Origin of the sequence: Lysinibacillus sp. JNUCC-52 (assembly GCF_015999545.1) — a bacterium.
In the GTDB taxonomy this organism is placed as follows: Bacteria; Bacillota; Bacilli; order Bacillales_A; family Planococcaceae; genus Lysinibacillus.
Genome location: NZ_CP065546.1, coordinates 3,304,952 through 3,324,317, shown reverse-complemented (window position 1 = coordinate 3,324,317; position 19,366 = coordinate 3,304,952). Strand labels below are relative to the sequence as shown.

General features: G+C 41.2%; 12 protein-coding genes, 3 rRNA genes and 3 riboswitches. All 15 genes read right to left on the bottom strand.

Going from position 1 to position 19,366, the window contains the following annotated elements:
* Nucleotides 1-2: 2 nt before the first annotated feature.
* The 15 genes from purS to JNUCC52_RS16355 all read right to left on the bottom strand — a co-directional run bounded on the left by purS (nt 3) and on the right by JNUCC52_RS16355 (nt 19,129).
* Entirely contained in the window at nt 3-251 is a 249-nt protein-coding gene (purS, locus tag JNUCC52_RS16425) for a phosphoribosylformylglycinamidine synthase subunit PurS (protein WP_024364458.1), read from the bottom strand.
* 2 nt (nt 252-253) lie between these two features.
* On the bottom strand, nt 254-964 hold the full coding sequence (purC, locus tag JNUCC52_RS16420; RefSeq protein WP_337980353.1) for a phosphoribosylaminoimidazolesuccinocarboxamide synthase: 711 nt from the start codon (nt 962-964) through the stop codon (nt 254-256).
* A gap of 127 nt (nt 965-1,091) precedes the next feature.
* Nucleotides 1,092-2,387 (bottom strand): adenylosuccinate lyase, encoded by a 1,296-nt coding sequence (purB, locus tag JNUCC52_RS16415; protein WP_337980352.1) that lies wholly within the window; start codon nt 2,385-2,387, stop codon nt 1,092-1,094.
* Nucleotides 2,388-2,400: 13 nt separating this feature from the next.
* Entirely contained in the window at nt 2,401-3,525 is a 1,125-nt protein-coding gene (purK, locus tag JNUCC52_RS16410; RefSeq protein ID WP_173479659.1) for a 5-(carboxyamino)imidazole ribonucleotide synthase, read from the bottom strand.
* Complete coding sequence (purE, locus tag JNUCC52_RS16405; RefSeq protein WP_173479660.1) at nt 3,522-4,010, bottom strand: 5-(carboxyamino)imidazole ribonucleotide mutase; 489 nt, start codon at nt 4,008-4,010, stop codon at nt 3,522-3,524. Before purE ends, purK begins: the two co-directional genes overlap by 4 nt.
* Before the next feature lie 212 nt (nt 4,011-4,222).
* Nucleotides 4,223-4,321, bottom strand: a riboswitch (purine riboswitch).
* 91 nt (nt 4,322-4,412) lie between these two features.
* Complete coding sequence (locus JNUCC52_RS16400) at nt 4,413-4,607, bottom strand: NETI motif-containing protein (protein ID WP_173479661.1); 195 nt, start codon at nt 4,605-4,607, stop codon at nt 4,413-4,415.
* Nucleotides 4,608-4,806: 199 nt separating this feature from the next.
* A 5S ribosomal RNA gene (gene rrf / locus JNUCC52_RS16395) occupies nt 4,807-4,922 on the bottom strand.
* A gap of 103 nt (nt 4,923-5,025) precedes the next feature.
* Nucleotides 5,026-7,953 (bottom strand): 23S ribosomal RNA (locus tag JNUCC52_RS16390).
* Between the two features lie 181 nt (nt 7,954-8,134).
* A 16S ribosomal RNA gene (locus tag JNUCC52_RS16385) occupies nt 8,135-9,686 on the bottom strand.
* Together the 16S, 23S and 5S rRNA genes form the textbook arrangement of a ribosomal RNA operon.
* A gap of 466 nt (nt 9,687-10,152) precedes the next feature.
* Nucleotides 10,153-11,457 carry an NCS2 family permease gene (locus tag JNUCC52_RS16380; RefSeq protein WP_173478846.1) on the bottom strand — a complete coding sequence of 435 codons (1,305 nt, stop codon included), beginning with the start codon at nt 11,455-11,457 and terminating at the stop codon, nt 10,153-10,155.
* Between the two features lie 130 nt (nt 11,458-11,587).
* Nucleotides 11,588-11,689, bottom strand: a riboswitch (purine riboswitch).
* Nucleotides 11,690-12,057: 368 nt separating this feature from the next.
* Entirely contained in the window at nt 12,058-12,726 is a 669-nt protein-coding gene (locus tag JNUCC52_RS16375) for an MOSC domain-containing protein (protein ID WP_337980351.1), read from the bottom strand.
* 230 nt (nt 12,727-12,956) lie between these two features.
* A complete protein-coding gene (guaA, locus tag JNUCC52_RS16370) occupies nt 12,957-14,510 on the bottom strand; it encodes a glutamine-hydrolyzing GMP synthase (RefSeq protein WP_173478848.1) in 1,554 nt (517 codons plus the stop codon).
* A gap of 154 nt (nt 14,511-14,664) precedes the next feature.
* A riboswitch (purine riboswitch) is annotated at nt 14,665-14,766 on the bottom strand.
* Between the two features lie 36 nt (nt 14,767-14,802).
* Nucleotides 14,803-17,010, bottom strand: a complete 2,208-nt coding sequence (locus tag JNUCC52_RS16365) for a transglutaminase TgpA family protein (protein WP_337980350.1) — start codon at nt 17,008-17,010, stop codon at nt 14,803-14,805.
* The gene (locus JNUCC52_RS16360; protein WP_337980349.1) at nt 17,007-18,188 is read right to left on the bottom strand and encodes a DUF58 domain-containing protein; all 1,182 of its coding nucleotides are present in this window, start codon (nt 18,186-18,188) and stop codon (nt 17,007-17,009) included. Before JNUCC52_RS16360 ends, JNUCC52_RS16365 begins: the two co-directional genes overlap by 4 nt.
* A complete protein-coding gene (locus tag JNUCC52_RS16355; protein ID WP_139860302.1) occupies nt 18,185-19,129 on the bottom strand; it encodes an AAA family ATPase in 945 nt (314 codons plus the stop codon). The genes JNUCC52_RS16360 and JNUCC52_RS16355 overlap by 4 nt, the downstream gene beginning before the upstream one ends.
* Nucleotides 19,130-19,366 lie beyond the last annotated feature (237 nt).

Sequence of the window (19,366 nt, the reverse complement as noted above, 5' to 3'; positions counted from 1 at the left end):
GATTAGTTAGCCTCCTCGACTTCGTAACGGTAGTCCTCAATTACTACATTCGTTAAAACTTTTTCACACATTTCTTTAACTAGAGTATCTATATCACGCGCTGAATCTCCGACAGTTAGTTCAAGATATTTACCGATACGTAAATCTTCTACTTCACCATAGCCCATTTTTGCTAAAGAACCTTGTACTGCTGAACCTTGTGGATCTAGAATACTCTCACGTAATGTTACGTAAATTTTAACTTTTTTCATTGTTATTTGCCTCCGAGTCTAGAAAGAATAATAGTATATACTTCAGTTAAATTACCAAGGTCTCGACGAAAGACATCTTTGTCCAACTTTTGCTTTGTTTTTGTATCCCAAAGTCTGCACGTATCTGGTGAGATTTCATCTGCCAGTAAAACATCTCCATTTGTATCACGTCCAAATTCTAGCTTGAAGTCTATTAGTGTAACATCGACATTAGCGAAAATTGGTTGCAATACTTTGTTAACAGCTAATGCTCCGTTATACATTGCCGTCACTTCTTCTGGTGTTGCCAGGTCAAGTACATCAATATGCTCTGTCGTAATAAATGGATCGCCTAACGCATCATCCTTATAATAAAATTCAACGATCGGACGTTTTAATAGTGTGCCTTCTTCTAGGCCAAGACGTTTTGCTAAGCTCCCCGCTGCAATATTACGTACAACAACCTCAATTGGAATAATATCAACCTTTTTCACTAGTTGTTCTGTAGCAGATAATTGTTTTACGAAATGTGACGCAATTCCGTTTGCTTTTAATTTTTCGAAAATTAACGAAGTAATGCGGTTATTTAACACGCCTTTGCCTTCAATTTCTTCTTTTTTCTCACCATTAAAGGCAGTTGCACTATCCTTGTATTCTACTAAAAGGATAGTAGGCTCTTCTGTTGCATATAATTTTTTGGCTTTACCTTCATACAAAAGTTGGTCATTCGTCATGTCGTCATTCCCCCAGATTATTATGAAATACGCCTCGACGTATTGATGTTATGGATTTTGAATCTACAATATGATTCAAAATCCGTAACATCCGTCGTGGCACTAACTGTCTATCAATTCAATACGGTTAGTTAAGTCCAAGACGTTCAAAAATCATGTCTACATGTTGTAAGTGGTAGTTGTAATCAAAGCACTCATCAAGCTCTTCCTTCGATAAGTATGAAGTGATTTTCTCACTTGCATCGACTAACGTACGGAATTGCACTTGCTCGTCCCACGCCTGCATCGCTAATGGCTGTACTGTATCATAGGCTTCCTCACGTACTAATCCTTTATCGATTAGTGCTAATAAGATACGTTGAGAGTAAATCAGTCCAAATGTACGACCCATATTACGTTTCATGTTTTCAGGGAATACTGTTAAATTTTTCACGATGTTACCGAAGCGATTTAGCATATAGTTCAATGTAATTGTCGCATCTGGTAAAATCACGCGCTCAGCAGATGAATGTGAAATATCACGCTCATGCCATAATGCTACGTTTTCATAAGCTGTCACCATGTAACCACGCATTAAACGTGACATACCAACCATATTCTCAGAGCCGATTGGATTACGTTTATGCGGCATAGCAGATGAACCCTTTTGGCCTTTTGCAAAAGCTTCTTCTACTTCTCTCGTTTCAGATTTTTGCAAACCACGAATTTCCGTTGCGAACTTTTCGATAGATGTTGCAATTAATGCAAGAGCACCTAAATACTGTGCATGTCGATCACGCTGTAATGTTTGCGTAGAAATTGGCGATGCAGCAAGCCCTAATTTGTCACAAACATATTGTTCAACACGTGGATCAATATTTGCATATGTGCCAACAGCGCCAGACATCTTACCTGTTTCAATTACAGTTGCAGCAGCATCAAAGCGTTCTAGGTTACGCTTCATCTCTTCGTACCATAAACCTAATTTTAAACCGAATGTTGTTGGTTCAGCGTGCACGCCATGTGTACGGCCCATCATAACGGTATGCTTATGCTCTTTTGCTTTTGCGGCAATAATATCAATAAAATTCACAATATCTTTTCTTAAAATAGTATTTGCTTGTTTAATTATATAAGAAAGGGCTGTGTCCACAACGTCTGTTGAAGTTAAACCGTAGTGTACCCATTTACGTTCCTCGCCTAGTGTTTCAGATACAGCACGTGTAAAGGCAACTACATCGTGACGTGTCTCTTTCTCAATTTCTAAAATACGATTTACATCAAATGAAGCATTTTCGCGAATTTTAGCCACATCATCTTTTGGAATATCGCCAATCTCTGCCCAAGCCTCACATGCTAAAATTTCAACCTCTAGCCAAGCTTGGTATTTATTTTGTTCTGTCCAAATTGCACCCATCTCAGGTCTTGTGTAACGTTCAATCATCGCTTATCTCCTTCTATTCTGACCAAATGCCAGAACTCTCGATTTGTTGTAGTGTTGCTTCTAAGTCTTTTGTCATAATCGTTACGTGGCCCATTTTACGGTTCACCTTAGCTTCAGCTTTCCCATAAAGATGTAATGACCATTCAGGATATTTTGCAATTGAGTTACTAAGTGGCATAACATGCTGCCCTAATACATTCACCATTATAGATGAATCCCAAAGTTGTGGTTTACGCAGTGGCCAACCACAAATAGCACGGATATGCTGATGGAATTGTGATATATTACATGCCTCTATCGAATAGTGACCAGAATTATGAGGTCTCGGTGCTAGTTCATTAATAATAATGTCGCCATTTTCTAAAACAAACATTTCCACTGCAAGCGTCCCTACTAGATTTAAGTAATCAGCTATTTTAATAGCCTCTTGTTCAGCAGCCTGTGCTGTCACCTCTTGGATACGAGCGGGTACAATTGTTTCATGTAAAATATGATGAACATGAATGTTTTCACCAACTGGCTGACAATATAATTCGCCATCACCGTTGCGTTGTACAATAACTGATACTTCTTTAACAAAAGGTACAAAACCTTCAGCAATACATTGAGAATGAGTAAAAAGCTCTTTTGCCAATGGTAAATCTGCTGCTGAATTTAGAAGTTGCTGCCCTTTGCCATCATAGCCACCTCTTGCAGTTTTTACGATACATGGGTAGTTGATTTGATCAATACTAGCTACTAACTCCTCATATGTATTTGCTACAATATAAGGAGCTACTGGACAGCCAGCTTTCACAATTGCTGCCTTCTCAGTCACACGGTCTTGTGTAATGCGTACTAATTCTGCTCCTTGTGGTACATAAGCCATTTGAGTTAAACGTTTTAAGCCTTCGTAATCGATATTTTCAAACTCATACGTAATAACGTCACTGACTTCGGCAAGTTCCTCGAGTGCGGCCTCATCATCATAAGGTGCCACAATACGAACATCTGCAACCTGTCCACATGGTGAATCCATTGTCGGTTCAAGAACAGCTATTTTAAAGCCTGCCTCCTTAGCTGCGAGAGCCATCATACGGCCAAGCTGTCCTCCTCCGATAATTCCTATCGTTTGTCCAGGATAAATAATTTTCGTCACACTAAGTCACCTGTGCTTTCCAATACTTGTTGCTTCGTCGCCTCGCGTCTAGCATCTAGTTTATTAGCAAGCTCTACGTCTGTTGTCGACAAAATTTGCGCTGCAAGTAAGCCTGCATTTGTCGCACCAGCTTTTCCAATTGCCACGGTTGCTACAGGTACTCCACCTGGCATTTGTACAATTGATAAAAGTGAATCAAGTCCATTAAGTGCACGAGATTGTACAGGCACTCCAATGACAGGTAATGTCGTTTTAGCTGCTACCATACCTGGTAAATGCGCCGCACCACCAGCACCTGCAATAATCACATGAATACCTCGCTCACGTGCTGCCTCTGCGTACTCAAACATTAAATCAGGAGTACGATGTGCAGATACTACTTTTTTCTCGTACGGTACTTGTAATTCATCTAAAATATCACACGCATGTTTCATAGTTTCCCAGTCACTTGAACTACCCATAATGACACCGATTTTCGGATTCATGAATTGTCGCTCCTTTTAAACGATAGAAAAATGATCGATTATTGTGCAAGCCTCTATTATTCAATAGTCACTGCATTTCTTTACTTTTTGAACAAAGAAAATCCTCAAATAAGCTACTCTCCACACTACACGTGAAAGCAGCTTACTTGAGGACTTATTATGAAAAGAATATGCAGATTTAGACATCTGTACACACACCTTCCCGTAACATGCCAAAAGTTGCTTTCCCGCATAGTCCAGCATTTACGGTGCCGGGTAGAGACACTAGAGCCAATTCTCTAGCATATATGGGGATTTAATTGTTTTCCTTATCACATTTTAACAATTGCACACACTGGCGTCAATGCTAAAATGCGAACAATTTATTTTTGGCATTAAAAATTGTTCGGTTTTAAGTCTTGTTTATTCAGAATCTTGACACAACATCGCTTTAAATTGTATTTTTTGACGTAAATACGTAGGTTCACCATTCACCAGATGAAAGATCGGTTCCTCTTTCCGTCCCATCGCCATATACCCATCCTGACGCATTCTTTCTAAACATTGATCAATTGTTTCATTTTCCTCTACTTCATACCAAATTTGCTTTTTTCCCAAACTGTTCTTCCTTCCACTTGCTCATGTTTTTTAGTCTGCCTTACTTGTACTTCATTATACCCGATATAACACTGCAAGAATGCACGAAATTGTAACAATTAATACTGCCGTAATAAAACGAAAGATAGGTAAACATCTACGAAAGTACAAAAAATGAAAAACAAAAAAGCCAAGGAATATATCCTTGACTTTTTCTATTGCCTAGCGACGTCCTACTCTCACAGGGGGAAGCCCCCAACTACCATCGGCGCTAAAGAGCTTAACTTCCGTGTTCGGTATGGGAACGGGTGTGACCTCTTTGCCATCATCACTAGACTATTTACGGCTTTCAATATACATCGTATCTTGAAACCCTCTTAATTGAAAGTGTTGTTCTTTCAAAACTGGATAAACGGTTCATTGAATGTTACAAACTTTTTTGGTTAAGTCCTCGATCGATTAGTATTCGTCAGCTCCATGTGTCACCACACTTCCACCTCGAACCTATCTACCTCATCGTCTTTGAGGGATCTTACTTACTTGCGTAATGGGAAATCTCATCTTGAGGGGGGCTTCATGCTTAGATGCTTTCAGCACTTATCCCGTCCACACATAGCTACCCAGCGATGCCTTTGGCAAGACAACTGGTACACCAGCGGTGTGTCCATCCCGGTCCTCTCGTACTAAGGACAGCTCCTCTCAAATTTCCTACGCCCACGACGGATAGGGACCGAACTGTCTCACGACGTTCTGAACCCAGCTCGCGTACCGCTTTAATGGGCGAACAGCCCAACCCTTGGGACCGACTACAGCCCCAGGATGCGATGAGCCGACATCGAGGTGCCAAACCTCCCCGTCGATGTGGACTCTTGGGGGAGATAAGCCTGTTATCCCCGGGGTAGCTTTTATCCGTTGAGCGATGGCCCTTCCATGCGGAACCACCGGATCACTAAGCCCGTCTTTCGACCCTGCTCGACTTGTAGGTCTCGCAGTCAAGCTCCCTTGTGCCTTTACACTCTACGAATGATTTCCAACCATTCTGAGGGAACCTTTGGGCGCCTCCGTTACCTTTTAGGAGGCGACCGCCCCAGTCAAACTGTCCGCCTGACACTGTCTCCTGCCCCGCTAAGGGGCATGGGTTAGAATTTCAATACAACCAGGGTAGTATCCCACCGACGCCTCCTTCGAAGCTGGCGCTCCGAGATCTCTGGCTCCTACCTATCCTGTACAAGTTGTACCAAAATTCAATATCAGGCTACAGTAAAGCTCCACGGGGTCTTTCCGTCCTGTCGCGGGTAACCTGCATCTTCACAGGTACTATAATTTCACCGAGTCTCTCGTTGAGACAGTGCCCAGATCGTTACGCCTTTCGTGCGGGTCGGAACTTACCCGACAAGGAATTTCGCTACCTTAGGACCGTTATAGTTACGGCCGCCGTTTACTGGGGCTTCAATTCGCAGCTTCGCTTGCGCTAACCACTCCTCTTAACCTTCCAGCACCGGGCAGGCGTCAGCCCCTATACGTCACCTTACGGTTTTGCAGAGACCTGTGTTTTTGCTAAACAGTCGCCTGGGCCTATTCACTGCGGCTCTCGTGCGCTTGCACGCTCAAGAGCACCCCTTCTCCCGAAGTTACGGGGTCATTTTGCCGAGTTCCTTAACGAGAGTTCTCTCGCACACCTTAGGATTCTCTCCTCGACTACCTGTGTCGGTTTGCGGTACGGGCACCTCTCACCTCGATAGAGGCTTTTCTTGGCAGTGTGAAATCAGGAACTTCGTCCATACGGACTCGCCATCACAGCTCAACGTTACAGTGTGCGGATTTGCCTACACACACGCCTTACTGCTTGGACGCGCACAACCAACGGCGCGCTTACCCTATCCTACTGCGTCCCCCCATTTCTCAAACGGTGAGGAGGTGGTACAGGAATATCAACCTGTTGTCCATCGCCTACGCCTATCGGCCTCGGCTTAGGTCCCGACTAACCCTGAGCGGACGAGCCTTCCTCAGGAAACCTTAGTCATACGGTGGACGGGATTCTCACCCGTCTTTCGCTACTCATACCGGCATTCTCACTTCTAAGCGCTCCACCAGTCCTTCCGGTCTGACTTCAACGCACTTAGAACGCTCTCCTACCACTGACATCGTAGATGTCAATCCACAGCTTCGGTGAATCGTTTAGCCCCGATACATTTTCGGCGCAGCGTCACTCGACCAGTGAGCTATTACGCACTCTTTAAATGATGGCTGCTTCTAAGCCAACATCCTGGTTGTCTGTGCAACGCCACATCCTTTTCCACTTAACGATTACTTTGGGACCTTAGCTGGTGGTCTGGGCTGTTTCCCTTTTGACTACGGATCTTATCACTCGCAGTCTGACTCCCGTGTATAAATATCTGGCATTCGGAGTTTGTCTGAATTCGGTAAACCGGGATGGCCCCCTAGTCCAAACAGTGCTCTACCTCCAGTATTCTCATCACGAGGCTAGCCCTAAAGCTATTTCGGAGAGAACCAGCTATCTCCAAGTTCGATTGGAATTTCTCCGCTACCCACACCTCATCCCCGCACTTTTCAACGTGCGTGGGTTCGGGCCTCCAGTAAGTGTTACCTCACCTTCACCCTGGACATGGGTAGATCACCTGGTTTCGGGTCTACGACCACGTACTAATTCGCCCTATTCAGACTCGCTTTCGCTGCGGCTCCGCCTTCTAAAGCTTAACCTCGCACGTAATCGTAACTCGCCGGTTCATTCTACAAAAGGCACGCTATCACCCATTAACGGGCTCTAACTACTTGTAGGCACACGGTTTCAGGATCTCTTTCACTCCCCTTCCGGGGTGCTTTTCACCTTTCCCTCACGGTACTGGTTCACTATCGGTCACTAGGTAGTATTTAGCCTTGGGAGATGGTCCTCCCGGATTCCGACGGAATTTCACGTGTTCCGCCGTACTCAGGATCCACTCTGGAGGGAATAAACTTTCGACTACAGGGCTTTTACCTGCTCTGGCGGACCTTTCCAAGTCGCTTCATCTAACTCATTCCTTTGTAACTCCGTATAGAGTGTCCTACAACCCCAAGAGGCAAGCCTCTTGGTTTGGGCTCTTCCCGTTTCGCTCGCCGCTACTCAGGGAATCGATTTTTCTTTCTCTTCCTCCAGGTACTTAGATGTTTCAGTTCCCTGGGTCTGCCTTCAAGACGCTATGTATTCACGTCAAGATACTACGCGATTAAACGTAGTGGGTTCCCCCATTCGGAAATCTCCGGATCAAAGCTCACTTACAGCTCCCCGAAGCATATCGGTGTTAGTGCCGTCCTTCTTCGGCTCCTAGTGCCAAGGCATTCGCCGTGCGCCCTTAATAACTTAACCTAGTTATTAAGCCTAAAAAACTTAATTTAAAAAATAAATGTGTTTGTTACAATTTCAATGTCGTTTTATCCAGTTTTCAAAGAACAAGTTTTGAAGTATTTCATCTAATGATGAACCTTCAAAACTGAACGCAAAACGTAATCTTACAAACCCAAGGTTTGTATTCCGAAAATATCCTTAGAAAGGAGGTGATCCAGCCGCACCTTCCGATACGGCTACCTTGTTACGACTTCACCCCAATCATCTATCCCACCTTCGGCGGCTGGCTCCAAAAGGTTACCTCACCGACTTCGGGTGTTACAAACTCTCGTGGTGTGACGGGCGGTGTGTACAAGGCCCGGGAACGTATTCACCGCGGCATGCTGATCCGCGATTACTAGCGATTCCGGCTTCATGTAGGCGAGTTGCAGCCTACAATCCGAACTGAGAACGACTTTATCGGATTAGCTCCCTCTCGCGAGTTGGCAACCGTTTGTATCGTCCATTGTAGCACGTGTGTAGCCCAGGTCATAAGGGGCATGATGATTTGACGTCATCCCCACCTTCCTCCGGTTTGTCACCGGCAGTCACCTTAGAGTGCCCAACTAAATGATGGCAACTAAGATCAAGGGTTGCGCTCGTTGCGGGACTTAACCCAACATCTCACGACACGAGCTGACGACAACCATGCACCACCTGTCACCGTTGTCCCCGAAGGGAAAACCATATCTCTACAGTGGTCAACGGGATGTCAAGACCTGGTAAGGTTCTTCGCGTTGCTTCGAATTAAACCACATGCTCCACCGCTTGTGCGGGCCCCCGTCAATTCCTTTGAGTTTCAGTCTTGCGACCGTACTCCCCAGGCGGAGTGCTTAATGCGTTAGCTGCAGCACTAAGGGGCGGAAACCCCCTAACACTTAGCACTCATCGTTTACGGCGTGGACTACCAGGGTATCTAATCCTGTTTGCTCCCCACGCTTTCGCGCCTCAGTGTCAGTTACAGACCAGATAGTCGCCTTCGCCACTGGTGTTCCTCCAAATCTCTACGCATTTCACCGCTACACTTGGAATTCCACTATCCTCTTCTGCACTCAAGTCTCCCAGTTTCCAATGACCCTCCACGGTTGAGCCGTGGGCTTTCACATCAGACTTAAGAAACCACCTGCGCGCGCTTTACGCCCAATAATTCCGGACAACGCTTGCCACCTACGTATTACCGCGGCTGCTGGCACGTAGTTAGCCGTGGCTTTCTAATAAGGTACCGTCAAGGTACAGCCAGTTACTACTGTACTTGTTCTTCCCTTACAACAGAGTTTTACGAACCGAAATCCTTCTTCACTCACGCGGCGTTGCTCCATCAGGCTTTCGCCCATTGTGGAAGATTCCCTACTGCTGCCTCCCGTAGGAGTCTGGGCCGTGTCTCAGTCCCAGTGTGGCCGATCACCCTCTCAGGTCGGCTACGCATCGTTGCCTTGGTGAGCCGTTACCTCACCAACTAGCTAATGCGCCGCGGGCCCATCCTATAGCGACAGCCGAAACCGTCTTTCAGAATTGTCTCATGAGAGACAAAAGATTATTCGGTATTAGCCCCGGTTTCCCGGAGTTATCCCAAACTATAGGGTAGGTTGCCCACGTGTTACTCACCCGTCCGCCGCTAACGTCAAAGGAGCAAGCTCCTTATCTGTTCGCTCGACTTGCATGTATTAGGCACGCCGCCAGCGTTCGTCCTGAGCCAGGATCAAACTCTCCATAAAAGAAATTTGATTAGCTCAAATTGTTTTGCTGGCATCAATTTTGATGTCCAAAATTTTGTTTGGTTCGCTAACGAAGTTAGCTACTAAAAACTATATTGATTACGTTTTGCTTGTTCAGTTTTCAAGGTTCATTTGTTAGTTACTTACTAAGTAACTTTTTATAATTTAACATACATTCAATATGATGTCAACTATTTTTTTCATTCAGGTTGTTGTTCGTATGTTTCGTAACAACGTGTTTAAATATATCATCTCACATTATAGTTTGCAAGTGTTTAATAGAAATAAAACTATTCAGTCAATATATGATAGTAGTTTCTTCTATATAAAAGTGCCAGGCACCGAAACAATTTTGAATTCTTTCTGTAGTCTCCCACAGCTTACATTGGTGTCAGGCACTCTAATAATTTTCCATAAAAAAGGCTCCACCTAGTTTTCACTAAGCAGAGCCCTTTTCGGCTTTCTATTATCGAACCCAGATAAAGTATGCAAGGAAGACAAAGAATAATCCGTACATCATTGGGTGAATTTCTTTTTTACGTCCTGCTAAAAGCATTGTTACTGGGTAGAATACGAAACCAATGGCGATCCCTGTTGCAATGGAATAGCCAAGAGGCATCATTAAAACAGTAAAGAATGCTGGAACGGCAATTTCGAATTTATCCCATTCAATTAATCGTAGTGACGAAACCATTAACACACCTACGATAACAAGTGCTGGTGCTGTTACTGCTGAAGTCACAACCGCAAGCAATGGTGAGAAGAATAGTGCTACTATAAATAATACAGCAGTAACAACTGCAGCAAAACCTGAACGAGCACCTGCTGCTACACCAGAAGTTGATTCTACATAAGCAGTAGTTGTTGAAGTACCAAATAAAGAACCAATTGTTGTTGCTAGTGCATCTGCCATAAGTGCACGGCTTGCACGTGGTAATTTATCGTCTTTTACTAAGCCAGCTTGTGTTGCCACAGCCATTAATGTACCTGCTGTATCGAAAAAGTCAACGAATAAAAATGTTAATACAACAACTAAAAATTTAACGTTTAGTAATGAACCGAAGTCATGAATAATTGGATTAAGTGCAACCATAAATGTAGAATCTACACTTGGGATTGATGATACAACAGCTTCTGGTGGTGCAATCACACCTGTAATCATACCAACGATTGCTGTAATAACCATTCCTAAGAAAATGCCGACACTACGGAATTTAAGGATTAGGATGATTGAAATAATAATACCGAATACTGCTAAAAGAGTTGAACCTGTAAATGCTCCTAATGTTACTAAAGTTGCTGGACTATCAACTACAATACCAGCTCCTTGTAACCCTACAAATGTAATAAATAAACCAATACCAGCTGATACAGCATATTTAAGTTGTGCTGGAATTGCATTAATAACTGTTTCACGAATACCTGTTAATGAAAGGATAATAAATATAATCCCCGAGAAGAATACACCTGTTAAACCAGTTTGCCAAGGAATGCCATACGTCCCTACTACCGTGAAAGCAAAGAATGCATTTAAGCCCATACCTGGTGCCAATGAGATTGGGAATTTAGCGAAAATACCCATAATCAAAGATCCGACTGCCGCTGCTAATGCTGTTGCTACGAAAACAGCACCTTTATCCATTCCCGCACTTTCCAGAATCCCTGGGTTAACAGCTAAAATGTATGCCATAGCAAGGAATGTTGTAATACCACCAATAATTTCGCGGCGATAATTAGTACCTAATTCATCGAACATGAAATATTTTTTCATTTTGAAAATATCCTCCGTATTGTCGTCTTCAATATCGAAAACAAAAAAGACACGCCGACTATACTACTAGTCGCATGTCTACGATACATTTCACCACTAATAATGTGTGAAATAAATTAGTTATTATACATTCGTATAAAAACTATATCGTAGTCAAGTTATTTACGGTAACTTGGTAGAAACTCACGGGCCATATTCCCGACATTATACGACGACTTATTTACTTTACAATCGTAATATATCATTTCGTTTTTTAGATTTCAACCCCATTTCCGAACATTTCTTATAAAAAAAATACGAAAGTTCGTGTAAAATACGGTATTAATGTTCTGTTTTTGTAAAAACAGCGTAAAAAAACAGGAAAAATACTAACTTATACAAGTTGCTTTTCCTGTTTTTTATTTACGATTAAAGGCTATAAACGACCATTTTGCATTTATTTTGAAAAAGGGAGTTTTTCAAATGTATGTAAATATATCAAAGGCTTTTATATCTAATTACTCACCCAACTCCTACACAATAAGAAGTACTTAGGCAATAAATATAAAACCATCGAAATCCATTACGTAAGAGCTCCCACCCTCATTTCCACCATTATCCTTACTTCTCTACTCGACTCTCTAATAATTGAATTCTTTTTTCTAATTTTTGTTTCCAATCCATCGCTAATGCATCTACTGCTTGAATACGTTTCATCGCAAGTGCGTTTTTGTTTTCAAAATATACTTCATTGCAATGTAAAACCGATATACGAGCAGGGTGTCTTTCAACTATTTCAATTTTCGAGTCTGCACATATTGTTCCCTCACTTAGTACACGCGCTAGGAAGCCTGTATAACCTGTTTCAATTAATCGTTTAAGTAATGTGTCAGCCTTTGTATATTTATCAATCGTACTACACGGAATACGTCCTTGCGTAATTTGAATGACTGCATCACCAATTTTATAAATATCTCCAATACAAACATCCGCTTCAAGCATATTTGTTACCGTTAAGTTCTCACCGAATGCTGCTGTTGGCAATGACATACCAAGTTCCTGTTCCCATTGTTCGTAATGCTCCGCAGGATATAGACAAACAGCGCGATCAGGTCCACCATGATGCTTTTTATCTGCCACATCATCCCCCTCAAATCCACGAGTAGCTAAATAAACTTCGTGCACTTTCCGTTTTGCAATCCCTGTAATCATTGATCGCCCTTTACTATAGTCCAATTCTTTCGGCATACCAACAGCAAGTGTATAAATCGTCGCTATACTTTTCTCCATTTCAATCCCCCTAAATTAAACAACAGCGTAATCATTTTTCATAAATTTAGTTTACTATATCCAACGCTTTGCCAGCAATTTTACCCTCTCTACGTTAGTTTATATTAATCTTTCCAGTTGAAAATGACTAGAAAAGTTCTATAGTTACGTCTCTTGGGACACATCAGATAACTAAAAAAAGCCCTAAAAACCCTGTGTTACTAGGGCTTTTAGGACTCTGCTATTAGCTATTATTCCCACTCAATAGTTGCTGGTGGCTTAGACGTAATATCATACAGCACGCGGTTTACGTGTTTTACTTCGTTTACTAAGCGTACAGAGATTTTTTCTAGTACGTCCCAAGGGATACGTGCCCAGTCAGAAGTCATACCGTCGATAGACGTTACAGCACGGATACCGATTGCGTAGTCATACGTACGAGCATCGCCCATTACGCCGACTGAACGAATATCAGGTAATACCGTGAAGTATTGCCAAACATCGCGATCAAGTCCAGCTTTTGCAATTTCTTCACGTAAGATGAAGTCAGATTCACGAACAATTTCAAGTTTTTCTTCTGTAATTTCACCAAGTACACGAATACCTAAACCAGGACCTGGGAATGGTTGACGCCAAACGATTTTTTCATCAAGACCAAGCTCTAAGCCAAGTGCACGAACTTCGTCTTTAAATAATGTTTTTAATGGTTCAATCAATTGGAACTGCATGTCTTCTGGAAGACCACCTACGTTATGGTGAGATTTAATTGTTTGAGCAGTAGATGTACCAGATTCAATAATATCTGTGTATAAAGTTCCTTGTGCAAGGAAATCCATACCTTCTAGTTTTGAAGCTTCTTCATCGAACACGTAAATAAATTCGTTACCGATAATTTTACGTTTTTTCTCTGGATCAGACACACCCGCAAGTTTGTCCATGAAGCGTTGACGTGCATCAATCTTAATTAAATTCATATCGAAATCTTCTGTGAAAGTTTTCATAACCTGTTCAACTTCACCTTTACGGTTTAAGTTGTGGTCTACGAACATACATGTAAGTTGATCACCAATTGCTTTATGAATCAGTACTGCAACAACAGAAGAGTCTACTCCGCCTGAAAGGGCACATAATACTTTTTTATCGCCAACAATTTCGCGAATTTTTGCGATTTCGATTTCAATAAAGTTCGCCATTGACCAATCACCTTTAGCGCCACAAATATCGAATACGAATTGACGAAGTAAATCGTTACCATATACAGAGTGACGAACTTCTGGGTGGAATTGGACTGCATATAATTTACGTTCTACGTTTGCCATAGCAGCGATTGGACAAGATGCACTTGTTGCGATGATTTCAAAGCCAGCAGGTACTTCTGTTACGTGGTCACCATGACTCATCCAGACGATTTGTTCTGTTGGTAATTCACCGAATAATTTATTTGCAGCAGTTACTTGAATTTCCGCTTTACCGTATTCACGTGTATCTGCGCCTTCAACTTTACCACCTTGAGTATAAGCCATTAATTGCATACCATAGCAAATACCTAGGATTGGTAAACCTAATTCAAAAATAGCTTGATCTACATGGAAAGCATTTTCATCATAAACTGAGTTAGGACCACCAGAAAAGATGATACCTGTTGCGTTCATTTCTTTAATTTCTTCTGCTGTAATCGTATGTGGATGTAATTCACTGAAGACACCGAACTCACGGATACGACGCGTAATTAATTGGTTAAATTGGCTACCGAAGTCTAGAACGACGATTTTTTCTTGCTCTTTTAATAAAGGGCTTGCTGACAATATTTCCACCTCTTCTTGTATTTTTAAAGGACGTTTTCATATGTTCAAAGAAAAACGCGTATGAAAGTAAAAAAACTTCCTACGCGTCCATAAGTTCATGATATATAAAGGGGAATGCGTAACAAAGAAAAGTGATTTATAAAACTCCTCACCTAACCAAAACATTCACCTTCATAGAGAAATCATTTACGGTGATTTCGTAGAAACATCCGAACCCTATTTTCGAACTTATATGAAAGCCATCCTAATCATATATAATTTTTTCTCATTTTACTCTTTGTGCCCATTAAAATCAACTGATTGTGCGATTGATTAAATATTCCCAACTTTCTCTCAGTTTAACATAGTCAACATCAAGCGTATTCTTGCTATAAATATGCTGCTCATATACCGCTGTTAACTTTCTCATTTCTTCTGTTTCTAGCGCAGCATCCACCCGTTCAGCAAACGCTCGTAATGTCTCACCATGTTTTCGACTTAAACCAATGCGTACTAATTGTTTCGTTAATGCCTGATAGGAAGAATCAAAATTCGTCCAATCCGCTTCTTTTTTTCGATAAGCACGCACATGCATTTTAGGAATCCATGTTTTACGTTGTACAAATAATGTCACACCAGCAATTAAGAGCAAGGCAATTAGTGTCAACCAAACATATTTTAATGTTTTCACCCATGTCCATACGCTATCAAAGCTAAATGCTGATTGCGAAGTTGTTTTCTTCGTTGTTTGTTCTTTCTTTTGTTGTTGCTCTGGTTTTTCTTCTGGCTCTAGTGTCTGTTCTTGCTGTGGAGTATCTCTTTGCAAATCATAATTAATGTTCGCATTTCCAGAAAAACCAATTGTAGGTTCAAATTCTATCCACCCTGTACCAGGGACATACGCCTCTACCCATGAATGCGCATTATCATTCGTTACCTTATATTCCCGATAACCATCAGATACTCCACCTGCATTCCCTGGTGCAAAACCCTTCACCCAACGAGCAGGAATACCTATAGTCCGAAGCATAACGACCATGGATGTAGAGAAATTATCGCAGTACCCTACTTTCGTATCGAAAAGGAATTGATCTACATAATCTTGATTTTCAGAAGGATAGGCGGCAGCTGTTTTATCGTAACTATAGTCCCCTTTTGAAAAATACCCTTCTATCGCTTTTATTTTTTCATAGATCGATGTTTTATCGCGCGTAATATCAATTGCTAAATCTTGCACACGCTGTGGAAGTGTATCTGGTAATTGTAAAAAACGATTATACGAACTATCTAATGTTTCTAACATAGCAGGCTCTGACATTTGAAGTTGTTGCAAACTATAGTTTGGTTCACTGTAAAATATCGTGTAACTCGACAGTAATTTATTACTACCATTATTCATGGTTATTAATTCGCCACTTGGTTGCTTCATAACTATTTTTTCAGTTTGTCCATCCTGTACATACAAAGTTGGATCATCTGCGGAAACAGACAGCATACCATACGTTTGAATTAAAAATGGCATAGGTACAGCCATTTCCATCTGAATTTGACGTTCATTCTTTTTTGGACCAACAGGCAGAGAAGTAATGATTGGAGTGTCGTTTTCAAAAACCGCTTCTCCTATATATTCACCAGACAATACCCACCCTTTTGATGTGTATGTATCTTTTGTATCTATACGCCAATAATGACGATCGCGGGAAGATGCAGTGAAAATTAAAGTATTATCACCTTTATATGGTCCACCTAATCTACTATCGTCATCACTATAGCCGACTGTTTTTTGACCATCCCCAACGCCACCTTGTCCTGTAACACCTTTAATAAATGGCACTGGATCAGCCCACGTAGGCCCTGCTTTCGGTAAAAAGAATGCCACCATACTAACGAGTACAACCGAAATTAACATCGGTATTACAATTTTCCACTTTCTCACTATCTCACTCGGTGCATCTACTTGAATTCTTAAGCGTTTTAAGAAAAGTACACCTGTCATAACAAGACCAAGTATTACTACTTTAATAATAGCTGGTTTACCATTATATTCGCTAAACGTATCAAGTGTAGCGATGAAAAATACTGTTAGTATGAAAAAGTAGAAAATATTATGATGCACAGTAATCCAATGGTGAATTAAATAGATTAGCATCCAGATCAATGCCAAAAACAGAACTGTTCTAAATGCATCTGATACTTGTCCAAAATTCCCCGAAAAAATGTTCACCATATTCAACGTCACTTCATTCACTAAAAATGGAATAGTGTGACCTGAGAAAAAAGGATTCTCGCTATATACATATATAACAAACCATGTAATATAGCCTAACTTTACAAGCCCTGATAATAATGGCTTAACTTTAAATAGGCATAATACTAGCGCTAAGCCAATGAAAATTAGAAACAAATGACTTACGCCTGTATTGGTTAATTGCATGACAGGCATTAGCCACTCACGCAGCATAAAGAAAATAATGATATAGGCTATCGTCAGCTCAACAAAACTTTCTAGTGATTTTTTCACGGCTTCATCACCTCCGTGAACAAGTGGTAATAATCTGTTGGATCTACATGTACGACTTGAATATGTTTATAACGCTTTATTACATCAGACTGCGCTTGTGTCTGTTGTGCCAATACAAAACAAATACAGCTTTTCACCGAATTACCTAAAGTATGTAATAGTTCATCTGATATATCACTCGTTACATATAAAAGTGTTGCAACACGCTGAAAAACTTGTTGATCGCGCAATCGGACTTCTGCATTTTCAATTGGATTTACACCAGCTAAATGATGCATTACTCGATCTAGCTGTTTTTCCCCCTGAATGGAAGTAAACACTTTCGTCTTTGTGCCTGTTGACACAAAAGAAACATCTCCACGACCTTGTACGATTGCTTTAAGCATCGAAGCTGCCAGCTCAATTTTCTCTTCGAATAAGGGAGAAGCACCTTCATCAAGCATTAACAGCAACTCCTGAGATTGCCGATCCTCAAATTCCTTCGATTGCAACGTTTGCGTTTTCGCAAAAGATTTCCAATGAATCCACGAAAAGCGGTCTCCTGGTACATATTCTCGCAAACCAATGGCCATTGATGTATCTTTTACAATGGAATAAGGAGCCATCATAGACCCAACATCTAATTTCGCTTGTAATGTAGCATATTTCATTTCATGCACTCTTGGATAAACGAGAACTATTTGTTCTTTTTCTATCTGAATGCGTTTCTTTGCCCATCCGAAAAAATCATAGAAGAGTATATTTGCACCTAAATAACGATGTTCACCACGTGGCAAGCTATCAAGTGTATAACTCCAATTAAAAGCCTTTTTAAAACCTACAAATTTGATAGCGTCCTTCTCTTGTATTTTAGACTGAACTAGCATCGGGCTACCAACAAGCTCTTCCACTAGGATATATGCAAATGGAAAACGTGTTTTTCTTTCAATGCTAATTGTCACGTTAACAGATTGTCCGCTTTCTACACGCGAAGGTTCAATTTTCCGTTCGATACTGTAGATGTCCTCTCTTACAAGTTGAAAAATAAAGGCGTATAACAAAAATGGACTTACTGTAAAAAATACAAACCAGCTTACAAAACCACCTTGAAACATTGCGTAGCAAAATGTTATAAGCATTAGAGAGCTCACTAATAGGAAATGTTTACTTTTCTCAAAAAGAGCACGCCATTTCTTCATTGCTCTGCAAACCTCTTCGTTGGCACAGGCGTTTTCGCCAAAATACGCTCAATAATTTCCTCTGCGGTTACATCATCGTAACGCGCATCTGGCTTAAGCACTAATCGGTGACTAAAAACAAATGGCGCTAAATGCTGCACATCATCTGGTATTACATAACTACGACCTTTCATAAACGCATACGCCTGCGAAGCCTTCATTAAAGCAATCGTCGCACGAGGGCTAACGCCTAAATAAACATAGTTGTTCTCTCTCGTTTGAGAAGCCAGCTCAACCATATAGTTTTTTACGGAGTCTTCGACATATACCCCCTGCACAAGTTCCTGTAATTCAATTAATTGGGCAAGCGTAAGGACAGCATCAATTTTTTCAATGGACTTACCGTTTTCTGCACGTCGCAATATTTCTACTTCCTGCCCTCTAGTTGGATAACCCATTTTTATTTTCAGTAAAAAACGGTCTAACTGTGCCTCAGGCAGTGGATACGTTCCTTCATGTTCAATCGGGTTTTGTGTAGCCATAACGAAAAATGGTTGGGTAATTTTAAGCGTATTGCCGTCTATTGTAATAGATGCTTCCTCCATCGCCTCAAGTAATGCCGATTGTGTTTTAGGTGAAGTTCTATTAATTTCATCCGCTAATACTACATCACCCATAATCGGTCCTGGACGAAATTCAAATTCCATTGTTTTAGGGTTATAAATCGAAACACCTACAACATCTGAGGGCAATAAATCTGGTGTAAACTGGATACGTTTAAACTGGGCATCGAACGACTTAGCAAGTGCACGTACCATCATTGTCTTACCAACTCCAGGCACATCTTCAAGTAATACATGACCATTCGCAAGCAAAGCGACAATGCTAAGTTCGGCAACCTCCCTCTTTCCAATCATTACTTTTTCTATATTTTCTAATACCATTTGTATTTGTAAATTCATAAACAAAATCCCTCCCATTTCCGCTAACCAATTATTTGAATTGCACGATAATTTTAGTTTAAGCATATCGAAAACTGCACTGTAACACAATTAATGTGCCATTAGCCGTTACATACATCATTTTAAATCTCCGATAGTATTTCCCTTATATTCCTCAAATAACAACTTGTTTGCACTACCTTATAAAACAACCCTATTTAGTAGTATAACGTTTCGCTTCCAATAAAGTTACAATTT